This window comes from Kribbella ginsengisoli, from assembly GCF_039537185.1.
In the GTDB taxonomy this organism is placed as follows: Bacteria; Actinomycetota; Actinomycetes; order Propionibacteriales; family Kribbellaceae; genus Kribbella; species Kribbella koreensis.
Genome location: NZ_BAABAA010000007.1, coordinates 276,514 through 291,039, shown reverse-complemented (window position 1 = coordinate 291,039; position 14,526 = coordinate 276,514). Strand labels below are relative to the sequence as shown.

The following is a 14,526-nucleotide window of genomic DNA, read 5'->3' as shown; positions in this document are numbered from 1 at the left end:
GATGCGTAGGCGCGCCATCACTCAGGGGAGTTCGTAGACGAGCGCGTCCGACGCCTTGAAGCGCAACGTGGCAAGACTGTTCAGAGTGCTTGAGACGATCGTCTGAGTCGGGTCGGCGTACAACCAGCGGACGCCGTACTTCTCCCGCAGCACCCGCAGGTTGTCCCGGGTCGGCGCGACGAAGACGATGTCGTTCTCCTGCAGCCGCGGCTGGTCCCAGAACGGCAATGAGTTCGGGCCCATCCCGGTCCCGGCGACGAGATCGTTGAGCGTGTTCGTGTAGCCCCAGCCCTCGATCAGCACGTGCCGCTCGGACAGTGCCGAGATCCAGAAGTGCCGGGCGTCGCAGCCCAGCGTGCTCTTGCTCGCGCAATGCGCATTGGTCGCGATCAGCTCACCAGGCGCAGCGTGATCCCGCAGCCAGATCGCCGCAGCGGCCTGGGTCCTCGAAGGCCCGAGCAGCTGCTTGTCGGTCTGCGGGGCCAGTACGACCGGCTTGTACTCCGCCATGGCCTGCATCGGGAGGAACAGGCCGGCGCCCATCCCTGCGAGCGCGAAGGAGGCCATCGCGATCCGCGTCGGTCGGCCCCGCCGATGCCCGCCGCGCTTCCACAGGACCGTGAGCACGACGGCGACCAGCAGCAGCAAGCCGATCGTCCACAGCCATGGAGCGATCAGCCCGTGCAGCGATCCGTCGGCCTGCCGGAACGGCTTGGCGTCAGCCTTGACGATCGCCCGCGCCGCCGCGGTCGCTCCGATGCCGCCGACGACCGACGCGAGCACGACGAGATCGGACCACTTGTCGGCGAACCAGAACACCAGCATCCACACCCCGGCCGCGGCCAGAGCGGCGATGACCGGTACTGCGGTGCGGTGGAAGTACAACTGGCTGGTCCCCGGCTGGTCGGTCAGGATCATCGCGCAGAAACCGGCGATCGAGATGCCGACCAGGAAGATCATCCCCGGATCGCGGAACCAGCGGGCCGCCGTACCGGTGAGGATGATCAGCCCGGCGCTGCCGAGGACCAGGCCGAGACAGGCGGTGATCCCACTGATCCACATCGCGCTGTGGTCGAACTGCCCCGACGGCAGCGGATCGGCGATCAGCGGATAGATGCCGATCTTGGCGAAGGTCACCCAGGGCTTCACCGCGAGCCCCGACGAGTGCATGCCGAAGACCACCACGATCGAGGCGGCGAAGATGCCGCCGAGCGCCACCGCGATGAGGACCGCGGATCGGGCCAGCCGGCCGTAGCAAAGCCGGACGAAGACGACCAGGGCGAGCCCGCAGATGATCAACGGCAGCACGGTCGCCTTGGACCCCGACCCGGCCGCCGCGATGACGACGAACATCACCCAGGTACCAGGCGAACTCCGGCCGCGCAGCAGATCGACGCCGATGAGCGCGAGCAGGGTGATCAGCGCGCCGCCGAGGTTCTGCGTCGGGCTACCCCAGACGTAGTTCATCAGGCCTTCGGACAGCAGCGAGCCCTGTGGATAAGCGCTGACCGTGCCGCCAATGGACGCGACCGCGATCGCCAGCGGACCGGCCCAGCGCGAGCTCGGGGCGAGCCGGTCGGTGAGGGCGAAGATCAGTGCGGTCCCGGCGATCAGCAGTGGTACCCAGCCGATCGTGTAGACGAGGTCGGTGAGGTCGATCCCGGTAGCCCAGGAGGTGGCGGCAGTGAACTGGTGCCAGAAGTAGTGGTAGTCCATCTGCTCGCCGTTGACGTACGGCGCCTGCAGCGGGAAGTCGTACTTCGCACTGGCCGACAGTGCTTGGTGGAACGCCATGTCAGGCGAGTTGGAGCGGGCATCCGTGTAGGGAGCCGGCAGCAGATTCCGGTAGCGCCCAGTGCCGTACAGCGGCAGCGCACAAGCGGCGACGATGAGCCAGGCGGTCACCGGATTGATCGGGCGCTCGACCTTGCTCAGCACTCGTCGGCGCCACCGCGGCACCGACACCCCGGCCATCAGTACGGGCGCAGCCCACAGCCAGGCCCACTGCTGCAGCCCTAGCGGCGCAACCCCCATGTAGACGAGCAGCAGGATGGCCACGCCGACCAGTGACCCGGCCGCAACGTCCTCGACCAGGTTGTGCCGGAACGGGCTGGCCAGCCGCCACAGGATGAAGCCCGGCAGTGTCAGCCCGAAGACCCAGAACCGCAGCAGCGCCACGATGCTGTCCCCCGACGCGTGCCCGGCCATCAACCAGATCGCCAGCACGGCCAGAGCGACCCCGGCGCCGGCCTTGACCAGGCGCGCAGTCGGTGTCTCCGGAGCCTGGCGTGCTGCTGGTTGAGGTGGCCGGATGACCGACCGCATCGTCCGCGACCGGGCCCGCATCCGGGCGGCCTCGCGGAGCCGCGTCTCCTCGATCTCGCGGGCTCGTTCCAGCTGACGAGCGGTCTCCCGCCGCACGGCCGCCTCACGCCGACGTTCGGCGAGACTGCCGGGCGGTTCGCCCGTCACGATTGCCACCAGGGCAGCCTAGTGCCGCAGACGGCTAGTAACCTCCCCGGCAAGGAGGTCTCCATGGCATCCAGCCAGCCTGTTCTGTCCGTCGTCGTGCCGATGTACGACGAGGAAGAGGTGCTGCCGATCTTCTTCGAGCGGATGCACCCGCTGCTGGACGGTCTGGGGATCTCGTACGAGGTGCTGGTCGTCGACGACGGCAGCCGGGACAAGACGGCCGCCCTCCTGACCGAAGCCACGGCCAAGTGGCCGCAGCTCCGCCTGGTCCGGCTGCTCCGCAACTCCGGTCACCAGGCCGCCCTCTCGGCTGGCTTCCGCAGGGCGCGTGGGGAGTACCTCGTCACGATCGATGCCGACCTGCAGGACCCGCCCGAGGTCATCGCCGAGCTGCTCGCCACTGCCCGCGACAAGGACGTCGACGTCGTGTACGGCGTGCGCTCCGACCGCTCGAGCGACTCCTGGCCGAAGCGGACGACCGCCCGGATGTACTACCGGCTGATGTGCCGTCTGGTCGGCAAGGAGATCCCGTTCGACGCGGGCGACTTCCGGCTCGTCTCCAGGCGAGTGGTGGACGCAGTGAACGGCTTGCCCGAGGACGGCCGGGTGTTCCGGCTGGTGATCCCGTGGCTGGGCTTCCCGAGCGCCGAGGTGCCGTATGTCCGCGCAGTACGGGCGGCAGGCGTCACGAAGTACAACTGGACGAAGATGTTCCGGCTGGCGTTCGACAGCGTGACCGCGTTCTCGGCGGCACCGCTGCGGCTGGCCACCTGGCTCGGGTTGCTCGGTGGGCTGCTGTCCTTCGCGATGGTGATCGGCGCACTGATCATCAAGCTGTCCGGCAACAGCATCCCCGGCTGGACGTCGACAGTGCTCGCGGTCGGCGTGATCGGCGCGATCCAGCTGCTCTGCCTCGGCTTGCTCGGCGAGTACGTCGCTCGCTTGTTTCAATCGAGCCAGCGCCGGCCGCAGTTCCTGGTCGGCTACGACAGCCTCGAGGATCCGGGCCACCACAGCTATGCCGAAGCGCTCGAAGCGCAAGAGAAGGACTAGGCTTCTGCTCTATGCCGGAGCTGTCGCCGATCCCCTTCGTCAAGGCGTACCTGGCGGGTGACGAGCTCGCGTACGTGAGCCGGTCGTTCACCTCCGCCGCGGTCACCGGAGACGGTCCTTTCACCGCCCGGGCGACCGAGCTGATCACCAAGCTCACCGGCGGGCTGGCATCGTTGCTGACCACCTCGTGCACGCATGCGCTGGAGATGACCGCGCTGCTGCTCGACCTCGCTCCGGGCGACGAGGTGATCATGCCGTCGTTCACCTTCGTCTCGACGGCCAACGCCTATGTACTGCGCGGCGCGGTGCCCGTGTTCGTGGACATCCGGCCGGACACGCTCAACCTCGACGAGACCCAGCTCGAAGCCGCCGTCACCGACCGCACCAAGGCGATCGTGGTTGTGCACTACGCCGGGGTCGCGGCCGCCATGGACGAGGTGCTGGCCGTCGCGGCGAAGTACGGGCTGGCAGTGATCGAGGACAACGCGCACGGGCTCGGTGGGACGTACCGGGGTCGGCCGCTCGGCTCATTCGGGGTGATGGCGACGCAGTCGTTCCACGGGACCAAGAACGTGCACTGCGGCGAGGGCGGTGCGCTGGTGCTCAACGACGCCGACCTGGTCTCGCGTGCCGAGGTGATCCGGGAGAAGGGCACCAACCGGAGCCAGTTCTTCCGTGGGCAGGTGGACAAGTACCGCTGGGTCGACGTCGGCTCCAGCTATCTCCCGGCCGACCCGCTCGCCGCGTTCCTGACGGCGCAACTGGAGCAGTTCGACCGGATTCAGGCACCGCGGCATGCGATCTGGCAGCGGTACGACGAGGAGCTCGCCGTCTGGGCCGCGTCGCGCGGCGTCGGCGTACCGACCGTGCCGGCCGAGTGCGTGCACCCGGCGCACCTGTACTACCTGCTCATGCCGTCGCATGAGGACCAGCAGGGGCTCATTGCGCACCTGCGGGAGCTGAACATCAGTGCACCCTTCCACTACCTCCCGCTGCACTCGTCGCCGGCCGGTGAACGCTACGGCCGGGTCGGGCCTGGCGGCTGCGAGGTCACCGAGCGGGTGAGCGACAGGCTCGTCCGGCTGCCGCTCTACAGCCAGCTCACGTCAGATGAGCAGGCTCGTGTGATCGACGGCGTCATCTCGTACAACCTGGTTGCCGTATGAGCTGGTACGACGCCCTGGAGTCCGGCGAGTTGACCAGCAGGCCGGGTGAGTACGAGGCGAAGCGTTTCGGCGTCTCCGTCGACCGCATCTCCGTGTCAGCCTCCGCCGGTACGCCGCTGGACGAGGTGCTCACCGCTGTCGACAAGTCCTCGGCGGACGTCGTCATCCTGCGCTACCCAGCGCGCGAGGTGACCTGGTTCGCGGCGCTCGCCGCTGGGACGCGTACGGCGCTGCTGGCCGACAGCCTCGTCTACTGGTCGCTCCCGGTCGGCAAGGGTCGTCGCCCGGCGCCACTGGCCGGGTTCAGCGCGAGCCTGGAGAAGGAAGTCGACGACACCCTCGTGGACGACCTGGTGGGCGACATCTTCGGCGACTACGGGAACCACTACTGCGCCAATCCGCTGTTCAAGCGCTCCGAGGCGCTTGCTGGATACCAGGAGTGGGCCCGCCGCAGCGTGGCCGACGCGGGTGCGGTCGTGCTGCGTGGGCCCGACCGACGAGTGCTGGCGCTGGCGACCATCGACCAGGAGAGGTCGTGGACGGAGGTCCAGCTTGCTGGCGTAGTACCGGCTGAGCAGGGGCGCGGGAGGTACGGGCATCTGCTGGCCGCGGTAGAGGATGCGAGCACGACCCGACGGTTGGTGATCTCCACTCAGGGGCATAACACCGGTGTCCAGCGCGCTTGGGCGCGCTACGGTTTCGAGCCTGTCCACACCCTGCTGACAGTGCACTTAGTAGCCGATCGGTTACTGCTAGCATGACGAACCGAACCTGAACTGAGCCGAGGAGACAGAAGCAGTTGTGACGCCGCGGCTGAGCGTGGTTGTGCCGTTCTACAACGTCGGGGAGTACATCGGGGACTGCCTCGAGTCGATCGCCCGGCAGACCTTCGCCGACTTCGAGGCGATCCTGGTCGACGACGGGTCGCCGGACGACAGCGCCGCGATCGCGAAGGACTTCTGCGAGCGGGACGCCCGGTTCCGGATCGTCGAGCAGCACAACCAGGGGCTCGGGCCGGCCCGCAACACCGGCGTACGGGAAGCCCAGGGCGACTACCTGACCTTCGTGGACAGTGACGACCTGGTCAGCCGGCACGGGTTCGAGTGGCTGATCCGGACCCTCGACGAGACCGGCTCCTGCCTGGCCGGCGGCAACGCGCGGCGGTTCAACAACAGCGCCGGCGTCCGGCCGTCGTGGATCCACCGGCTGCCGTTCGCCAAGGACCGGATCGCGACCCACGTGATCGAGACACCCGACCTGATTCTCGACCGGATGATCTGGAACAAGGTCTACCGGCGATCCTTCTGGGACGAGCACGGGTACGAGTTCCCCGCGATCCGGTACGAGGACTACCCGGTCACCCTGCAGGCCCACCTGGACGCGGTCACCGTCGACGCGATCGCCGCACCGGTCTATTACTGGCGCGAGCGGGAGTCTGGGGAATCGATCACGCAACAGAAGTTCCAGTTCGGCAACCTGGCCGACCGGGTGACGTCTGCCGAGCTGGTGCTGGACCTGATCGACTCCGGCGGCCCCGGGCTGGGCGAGATCCGGCGGCGGGTGCACTCGCACTTCACCCAGATCGACATGCTGACGCTGATGATGGCCTTCGGCGCGGTGCCGGAGTCGGAGGAGCAGGAGTTGGTGCTGCTCGCCTCCAGGTTCCTGGAGCGGTTGGATCGCTCGGTGCTCACGCGTGCTCATGGGTACGACCGGCTGCAGCATGCTGCGCTGCGGGCCGGGGATGTCGAGCTGCTTCGGCGGCTGGCGCACTTCCGCAACGAAGGCGGGCTGCGTGGCGGCGCCCGGGCGCTGCCCAAGCCGGGTCGGCGGCGGCAGTTCGAGCACAACTATCCGGGTGTGCACGAGGCGAACACGGCGATCCCGCGGTCGCTCTACCAGTTGCCGGCCCGGGAGCTGACGCTCGCGACCACGGTCCAGGACGTCGCCTGGCGAGATGGCGGGCTGGCGATCAAGGGCACCGCGGAGATCCGGCATCTGGCGACGGACGCTGCGTCGTCGGCGGTGCGGATCGCGCTGGTGGTCGATGGGGCCGAGACGCCTTTGGCGGTACGGCGGTTCGAGGCGACTGACTCGCATGGGGACACGGCGATGGTCGGGTTCGAGGTGCACCTCGACAAGCCGTTGCTGGCCAGGCTGTCCGAGACGGGGGCGCCGGGGCATTTCGCCGTACGGATGCGGGCCGGGAAGGCACGGCGGGAAGGCAAGCTGCGGGGGCAGAAGGCGGGCAGCCCGGGGTGGCCGCCTGGCAACTGGATCTGTGCGAACAGTTGGGTGCAGCCCGGGCCTGGCGCAGATGGGGCCTTCGTACTGCGCCGGATGGTCGACCCTTGCCGGTTGACGTCCGTCGACCAGTTCGAAGACGCCCTGGTACTGCGGGGTCGCGTGCCCGCCGCCCTCGACAACCCGCAACTGCAGTTGACCAGGCCGCTGTCCGGGCAGGACCAGGTGCTGTCGGTCGAGCTGTCGAGCGACCGGCGGTTCAGCGTCCGGATCCCTTATGCGCCGATCATCGCGGAGACGAACCCGGACGACCCGTTTACGCAGCGGACCACCTGGGCGTTCCGGATGGTGGGCAGCGATGGCACCGAGAAGCTGCTGCTGTGGACAGCCGAGGACCAGGCCGTCAATCACCTGGAGCAAGGCCGGTTGGTCTCGTTGACCCGGTCGACCGGCGGCTACGTCAATCTGCACGAGGGGCCGGCCCGGCTGGTCGCCGAGCGGGCGCTGATCGTTGCTGAGAGCAATGAATTGCGGATCAGTGGGCCGTTGACCGATGTCACGCACAGCTTCAGCTGGCGGCGGTACATCGATGACTCCGACGATCACCTGGATGTGGCCTGCCGGAGCGCGTTGTCGGACGGGCAGTGGACGGCGTCGGTGAAGCTGCCGGCGCTGGTCCCGGAGAACCCGGTCGCGCATGCCGTCGATCCGCTGGCCAGCTTGGCGGACTGGGTGCTCTTCGCGGTCGCCGCCGATGGCTCGGCGCAGGCTGTGCAGTGTGAGCCGTTCCTGGCCAGCCGGTTGCCGTTGGTGATCGAGCAGAATGGCCACATGCTGGGTGTGCGGCCGCACGCAGGCACTCTTCACGTCGAGGTTCGCTGATGCATCACCACAATCACTACTACGGGCAAGCGCACATCCTGGCGCGGTACGCCGGGCTGGACGAGGCGTACCCGCCTCGCCTGCGCGGCTACCTCCAGCACGGGTGGAACATCGGCGACGGCTGGAACCCGGTGCATGAGTTCTACGACGGCGCCTGGCGGTTCACCTGGAGTGACGCTGTGCGGCGGCGCGGGCATGCGCTGGGGCGTCGGAACTACCACAGCATCGGGGCGCCGTTCCTGTACTTGCTGGACCTCGAGCCTTCGCTCGGCGTCGTGCCGGAGGAGGAGCGGGAGGGGACGCTGTGGTTCCTCTTCCATGGTTGGGAAGGCGGCAAGATCGAGGGCGATCACAAGCGCTTGATCGACGAGATCCGGGAGACCGAGCCGGGGCCGGTGACGTTCAGCCTGTACTACACGGAGTACGACCGGCCGGAGATTCGCCGCTCGTACGAGGATGCCGGCTTCCGGGTGGTGTCGTTCGGGCGGCGGGGGTTCTCCTACGAGGGGACGGATCCGCGGTTCCTCTACAAGCAGCTCGCGGAGTTGCGCAAGCACAAGCGGGTGGCGGCGAACCGGCTGTCGACCGCGGTCTTCTACGGGATCGCGGCGGGTTGCGAGCCGGCTGTCTACGGCGATCCGATGCAGATGGCGGGCGAGAACCCGCTGTTCGGCGGCGAGGCGCGGATCGCGCGCCTGTGGCCGGAGATGCTGGGCAAGGAGATCGACCTGGCGGCCGCGCGGGCGACCACCGACCTGGAACTGGGCGTGCCGTGGATGATGCCGCCCGCCGAACTGCGGATGTTGTTCGATTGGAGAGAGCGTGTCTGACAACCAGCTGGCCGTCGAGGTGGTTCGCGGTGAGATGCAGCCGTGGAGCGACTACAACGGCAAGCGTGGGGCTGTCGGGGGACCGGTACTCCGGACCCTGCTGAACGACGTACTGCCTGCTGGGGCACGCACCCTGATCCTCGGCCCCCACACGGCCGACCTCGTCTCTGTGGTCTTGGCCAAGTCTTCCGCCGCAACCATGCTCGTCCGCTCCGTCTCGGACGCTTCCTCGCTCTCCGAACAATTCCCCGACCTGCAGGTCATCGCAGGCGCCCTCGACGGCCTCCCCGGTACGACGCACGAAGCGGTCGCCGGTACGACGTACGAAGCGGTCGCCGGTACGACGTACGAGGCGGTCGTCGCCGTGGATGGCTTGGACCGGGTCCTCGGCTACGACAGCCCCGACCTGACCTGGCCGCAGCGGCTGGATGCATTGGCCGCCCATTGCACCCCCACCACAGTCGTGGTCCTGGGCCTGGAGAATGAGTTCTCCCTCACCAACCTCCTAGACAGCCGCCTCCCCACCAACCGCCACGGCGACGACGACTGGCACCCCCTCCACGAAGACCCCACCCGCCCGGTCTCCGCAGTCCAACTAGCCTCCGAACTAGCCCGAGCCGGCCTACCCCTCCAATCCGTCTACGCCTCCTACAACGGCACCCTGCTAGCAGCAGACGTAGCCGCCTCCGCCCGCCCCGGCACCCTCCCCACCCGCCTCGCAGTAGAAGCACTGGAGTCCAGCGACGTTCCGCTCCTCGCCCCCATCGCCGAGGCAGCAGAAACAGCAGCCCGAGCGGGCCTCCTCGCCTCAACAGCGACCAGCTGGCTGGCAATCACCAGCACCACCAACCACAGCGCGATCTACGCCCACACCGGCCCCGCCGGCCAAGCCGTCCTGACATCCACCCCGGCCCTCGCGCCATCGGCGACCCTGGCCACCCCGGGGGCAGCCACGCCCGGCGCGCCGACGACCTCGGTAGATGCGACCACCGCTCCGGCCAGCGCCTCGGCGCCCACGGACTGGGCGACCTCCGTCGTGCAGTCCGAGACCCCAGACGAGGCTGACCAGCCTGAACCTCCTGGTCGCTCAGCGCGAGGCGTCCTCTTCGACCACGCCACCATCCCCCCCGTTGTTTCCGGCGGGACCAGCGTTGAGACCGTCCTCTTCCGGTTGGCGGCGGCTGAGGACGTACCGGCTTTCCGCGAGCTGGCTGGGCGCCTTGGCGAGTGGGCCTTGGCGCAGCCTGGTCAGGTGTTGCTTCGGTGGGACGACGTGACCGTCGACGGAGACCCCTTTGGGTTCGGGGTGTCCGGGTGGGTTGCTGAGGGTGGGCGGGGTGAGTTGCTTGCTGCTGCTTGGGCGCGGTTCCATGAGCGGTTGATCGGCGCGCATCGACGTCACCCGTGGCCGCCGTGGATGGTGGGGGATGACTTGATCACCACCTGGCTGGCGATGTCGGGCGGTGCCGCCGGGGATGTTGCTCGGGGCAAGGAGTTGGCTGCGGGGCTGTCGGCTGCGCTGGGCAAGGTGGAGAGCCAGGCTCCCGACGTACGGACCGCGTTGGCGGATGCTGAGCGGGCCAAGCATGAGCTGTTCGAGTTGCAGGGGCATGTCTTCGGGCTGGAGCGGACGCTGGGCTTCCGGGACAAGGCGCTGAAGACTCGTGAGACGCGGCTTCGTGAGATGCGGCTTCAGGTGCAGAAGATCAACGCCGAGCGCACCCGCTTCCGCAACTCCCGCGCCTTCGCCGCCGCCACGCTGATCCGCAAGGCAGCGCTCATCCGCAACCCGCGTAAGTTCGCCTACAAGGTCAAGCGCCGCCTGAAGAAGAAGCTCGGCAACAGGTTCTAGCGCTTGGCGATCAATAGCTGGTGGGTGTCCGGCCAGTCGACGGCCTCGCCGGTCACCGTGCTGATTGAGGCGACCGGAGCGATTCGGTTGTCGATCACCCAGTCGTTGCGCCACGCCTTCGACGCGGGGTCGATGGTGAAACCGGCCTCCTTCGCGACCGCCGACCAGCCGGCGAAGTCGAGTCCGCAGAACTGCTCATGCGTCTCGCTCAACCAGTTGTCCACATAGTCCTTGCGCGTCAGGAAATCCATCGCATCCGCCAACCGCAGCACCAGCTTCCCGTCCCGCTCGACGTACTCGAACGGCACCGAAGCATTCCGCCGGAAGTCCTGCGCGAACTGGAAGAACCGCGCCCGCGTCGACAACCCGGAGATGTAGCCCGCCGGGTCATGCAGCGCCTCCAGCTCGACAGGCTCATCCGGATTGGCCCCATCACTGTCATCCAGAGCCAGTACTACGCTCCGCTCCGGCTCCCCAGGTCCGCACACATCAGAGTTGACCCAAACCCCACCCGGCGCAGTATGCGCATAGAGCGCGTCCGCGAAGCGCTGAACGGTCTCCGGCCGTGACCCGGCGGCGTACGACCAGATCTCATGTGTCAGCGCCAACGTCAGCGTCGTGTCGATCGAGCGCGCCGGGAAGACCGCCGAGCCGAGCATGTTGCGCTGGTAGAAGTACACGTTCGGGTTGTGGAACAGCCCCTGCTCTTTCTTGTGCACGCATTCCGCGTACAAATGCCGCGCGACCTCGACCCCGATCAGGTCCGACTCATGAAACCGCGGATCCGCGTCGACGAGCTGCAGCGTCGCACCGGTCGCGCACCCGATGTCGAGAATGCGCCCCGGCCGGACGAAGTCCTTGATCTGCTCCCATTTCCGGTCGGCCGCCGTCTCGAACGCGTCCGCGTAGGTCTTGTAGTCGCGAGTGGTGGTCAGCCCACCGTCATCCCCGACCACCGGGTCGTTGACGCAGCGCTGGATCTGCGCGTCCAGCCGATAGCGATCGAAGACATCGACAGTCGCCGGATGCGCCAGCTTGCGCCAGTCGTCATTGCCAGCGGCAACCATCAACAGCACGTCCCAGGGGCGCGGCTCGTCCTCGGGCTCCACCCCGATCACCTGGTACCCGAGCTGCTCGTACAGCTTCGCGACCTCCACCGTCGAGCACGCGACGACCGTGTTCGACGGATCCAGCTGCACCTCGTCGTCCGTACCGGCCTCGACCGCCTTGATGGTGACGTCGGCGAAGTCGTCCGTCGGCGGGGTGTCGACCACGCCGATCACCAGCGACCGGATCCCGACCGCCACGCTGAGCCGCTCGATCGCGGCCTCGCGCCGGTCGAACGGCACCGGGTTGCGCTTGGTGGTGTGGTGGTTGGCCGACGTCACGGCCCAGACGATCGTCGCGTCGTACCGGCGCAGGAACTCCGCCTGGTAGCGCGTCAGCACGTGATGGCGGCCGGGGAACAGCAGGTACTCCATGGTCAGTCAGCCTCACGCTTGATGTCCGGATGGGCGTCCACGTCGGTGCGCTCGCGGATCACGTACGTCGGCCGGCCCATCGACCCCGAGTGCAGGCGGCCGACGTACTCACCCAGTACGCCGAGCGCGAGCATCTGCGCGCCGGAGAACAGCGCGACCATCGACGCGATCGTGGTGAACCCGGCGACGGTCGTCGCGCCGGTGACGTACTTGACGATGATCACGCCGAACAGCCCGACGCCGAACACCGCGCAGATGAATCCGAGGTAGCCGACCAGCCGCAGCGGCTCAACGGAGTACCCGGTGATCAGCGTCAGCGAGTGCTTCATCAGCATCCAGGTCGTGTAGTTCGACTGGCCGGCCGCGCGCGGCTCCATCCGTACGGTCGTCTGCGCGATCCGGGTCGTCGACCACGACAACGCGACATCGACCGAGGCGTGCGGCCCGTCCAGCCCGTCGAACCCGTCGCGCAGGAAGGTACGGAATGCCCGGAACGCGCTGATCGACCGCGCGTCCCGCACCGCCATCGCGGACGCCAGCGCCCCCTTCACCAGCCGCGACGAGAAGCTCCGCGCGAACCCGTGCTCCTCCTCGGCCGGTACGCCGTACACGAGGTCGACGTCATCCGTCAGCGCCCGCAACAACACCGGCACCTGATCGGCCGGATGCTGCAGATCGTCATCCATCGTGACGACGACCTCGTACCGGGCGTTCCGCACGCCGGCGATCAACGCATTGTGCTGCCCATAGTTCCGGGCCAGCCGCATCGCCCGCACCTCGCCGTACTTGTTGGCCAGCTCACTGGCCACCTGCCAGGTGTCGTCCGGACTCCCATCCACCACCAGCACGATCTCGAACCCGGTCGTCGCGCCGGGCAGCACCTGCACCAGATCCTCGACCAGCCGCGGCAGAGTCGCCCCCGACCGATAACACGGCACGACAACTGAAACGAGCACGAAAAGCCCTTCTTACAGAAGATCCCAGGTCAGTGGTGTGCCGGCGGTGGCGTCGGTGCGGAACGGCCGGCCCTCGACGGTGGAGAACGCGTCGGGCTGGAGGCCGCCGGCGGGGCGCACCGAGCGGACGTTGTCGGGGGAGACGTGCTCGCCGGCTTTCACGTCGCGGGTGACGTAGAGGGAGCGGCGGAAGCGGAGTACGTTCTGCTCGGCCTGCTTGGGGCCGATGACCGGTTCGCCGAGGGCCTCGTGGGCGATGGTCGTGCCCTCGACCAGGGCCCTGACCTCGTGCGGCTCCAGCGAGAACGCCGAGTCGACGCCGCCGTCGTCGCGGGACAGGGTGACGTGCTTCTCGATGACGGTCGCGCCGAGGGCCACCGCGGCGATCGAGGCGCCGATGCCCATCGTGTGGTCCGACAGGCCGACCTGGACGCCGAGCGCGTCGCGGAGGACCGGAATCCCGCGCAGGTTCGACTGGTCGGCGGGCGCCGGATAGCTGGCGGTACAGGACAGGACGACGATCTGCTCGTTCCCGGTCGAGCGGGCGGCGCGGACGGCCGCGTCGATGTCGGTCAGCGTCGCCGAGCCGGTGGAGATGATGATCGGCTTCCCGGTCGCCGCCATCGCCCGGACCAGCGGCAGGTCGCCGATCTCGTTCGACGCGACCTTGTAGCCGGGGACGTCCAGCTTCTCCAGCAGGTCGATCGCGGTCTGGTCGAACGGCGACGCGAACGCGACCATGCCGAGCGAGTTCGCCAGCTCGAACAGCGGCTCGAACCAGGACCAAGGCGTGTGCGCCTCTTCGTACAGCTCGTGCAGGTGGCGGTCGGCCCACAGCTTGTGGTCGCCCGGCAGCCGGAACGCGGGCAGGTCGACGTCGAGCGTCATCGTGTCCGCGGTGTAGGCCTGCAGCTTCAGCGCCTGGACGCCGGTGTCGCCCATCGCGCGGACGATCTCCTTGGCCCGCTCGAAGTCACCGTTGTGGTTGCCGGACATCTCAGCGATCACGAACGGCCGGTGCTCCGGGCCGATCGGGACGCCGCCGAAGTCGATCGTGCGGGTGGCGCTCATCGGGTCTCCTTCGGCTTGCGCCGGTCGGCTCGGGACAGCTTGATCGGGATGACGGTGAGCTCGCGGCCGTCGGCGTACCGGAGCTCCGGCTCGCCCTCGGTGAAGCGGAAGCGGCGGTTCATCTGCCGGACGACGGTGTTGTGCTCGAGCACCTCGCCGGTCAGCTCATCGAGGCCGAGGGTGTCGAAGGCGTAGCCGGTGGCTTCCTTCATCACCTCGATCCAGGCGGGCAGCGTCTCGCCGGTCTCGGCCAGCCCGTCGGCGTCGAGGAAGAATCCCCAGGCGCCGGTACCAGCATCGAGATCGAAGAAGTTGACCACGCCGGCGGTCCGGCCGTCGCGCTCGTAGATCAGCACCCGGCGGCTCGGGTCGACGCTCGTCTTGGCCCACCAGCCGGCGTGCTCCTCGGCGGAGATCTCGTGCGTGGTGATGCTGACGTCGCGGTTGGCCTGCTGGTTGCGCAGTGCCCGGATGGTGTCGACGTCCTCGTCCGTGGCCTGGCGCAGCATGGCCCAACCG

11 protein-coding genes are annotated in these 14,526 nt (G+C 68.2%); 6 read left to right on the top strand and 5 right to left on the bottom strand.

From position 1 onward, the window contains the following. Positions 1 to 21: 21 nt before the first annotated feature. Positions 22 to 2,481, bottom strand: a complete 2,460-nt coding sequence (locus ABD768_RS24795; RefSeq protein WP_344844478.1) for a hypothetical protein — start codon at positions 2,479 to 2,481, stop codon at positions 22 to 24. A 54-nt stretch (positions 2,482 to 2,535) separates the two neighbouring features. Here ABD768_RS24795 and ABD768_RS24790 point away from each other — a divergent pair, with 54 nt between their 5' ends. Genes ABD768_RS24790 through ABD768_RS24765 form a run of 6 tightly spaced genes read left to right on the top strand, consistent with a single transcriptional unit; the run spans position 2,536 to position 10,499 of the window. Next, entirely contained in the window at positions 2,536 to 3,525 is a 990-nt protein-coding gene (locus ABD768_RS24790) for a glycosyltransferase family 2 protein (protein ID WP_344844476.1), read from the top strand. Between the two features lie 11 nt (positions 3,526 to 3,536). Then, complete coding sequence (rffA, locus tag ABD768_RS24785) at positions 3,537 to 4,691, top strand: dTDP-4-amino-4,6-dideoxygalactose transaminase (RefSeq protein ID WP_344844475.1); 1,155 nt, start codon at positions 3,537 to 3,539, stop codon at positions 4,689 to 4,691. Continuing rightward, positions 4,688 to 5,452 (top strand): N-acetyltransferase, encoded by a 765-nt coding sequence (locus tag ABD768_RS24780; protein ID WP_344844472.1) that lies wholly within the window; start codon positions 4,688 to 4,690, stop codon positions 5,450 to 5,452. Before rffA ends, ABD768_RS24780 begins: the two co-directional genes overlap by 4 nt. Before the next feature lie 40 nt (positions 5,453 to 5,492). Then, positions 5,493 to 7,817, top strand: coding sequence for a glycosyltransferase family 2 protein (locus tag ABD768_RS24775; RefSeq protein WP_344844470.1), 2,325 nt, complete (start codon positions 5,493 to 5,495; stop codon positions 7,815 to 7,817). Next, the gene (locus ABD768_RS24770) at positions 7,817 to 8,647 is read left to right on the top strand and encodes a hypothetical protein (protein ID WP_344844468.1); all 831 of its coding nucleotides are present in this window, start codon (positions 7,817 to 7,819) and stop codon (positions 8,645 to 8,647) included. Before ABD768_RS24775 ends, ABD768_RS24770 begins: the two co-directional genes overlap by 1 nt. Continuing rightward, positions 8,640 to 10,499 carry a hypothetical protein gene (locus ABD768_RS24765; protein WP_344844466.1) on the top strand — a complete coding sequence of 620 codons (1,860 nt, stop codon included), beginning with the start codon at positions 8,640 to 8,642 and terminating at the stop codon, positions 10,497 to 10,499. Before ABD768_RS24770 ends, ABD768_RS24765 begins: the two co-directional genes overlap by 8 nt. Here ABD768_RS24765 and ABD768_RS24760 read toward each other — a convergent pair. The 4 genes from ABD768_RS24760 to ABD768_RS24745 are packed head-to-tail and all read right to left on the bottom strand — an operon-like array spanning position 10,496 to position 14,516. After that, positions 10,496 to 11,980: a class I SAM-dependent methyltransferase gene (locus ABD768_RS24760; RefSeq protein WP_344844463.1), complete on the bottom strand. Its 1,485-nt coding sequence runs from the start codon at positions 11,978 to 11,980 to the stop codon at positions 10,496 to 10,498. The genes ABD768_RS24765 and ABD768_RS24760 overlap by 4 nt on opposite strands. Before the next feature lie 2 nt (positions 11,981 to 11,982). After that, positions 11,983 to 12,936, bottom strand: a complete 954-nt coding sequence (locus tag ABD768_RS24755) for a glycosyltransferase family 2 protein (RefSeq protein ID WP_343967537.1) — start codon at positions 12,934 to 12,936, stop codon at positions 11,983 to 11,985. A gap of 12 nt (positions 12,937 to 12,948) precedes the next feature. Then, positions 12,949 to 14,007 (bottom strand): pseudaminic acid synthase, encoded by a 1,059-nt coding sequence (gene pseI, locus ABD768_RS24750; RefSeq protein ID WP_343967540.1) that lies wholly within the window; start codon positions 14,005 to 14,007, stop codon positions 12,949 to 12,951. Continuing rightward, positions 14,004 to 14,516 carry a GNAT family N-acetyltransferase gene (locus tag ABD768_RS24745; RefSeq protein ID WP_344844461.1) on the bottom strand — a complete coding sequence of 171 codons (513 nt, stop codon included), beginning with the start codon at positions 14,514 to 14,516 and terminating at the stop codon, positions 14,004 to 14,006. The genes pseI and ABD768_RS24745 overlap by 4 nt, the downstream gene beginning before the upstream one ends. Between the last annotated feature and the right edge of the window lie 10 nt (positions 14,517 to 14,526).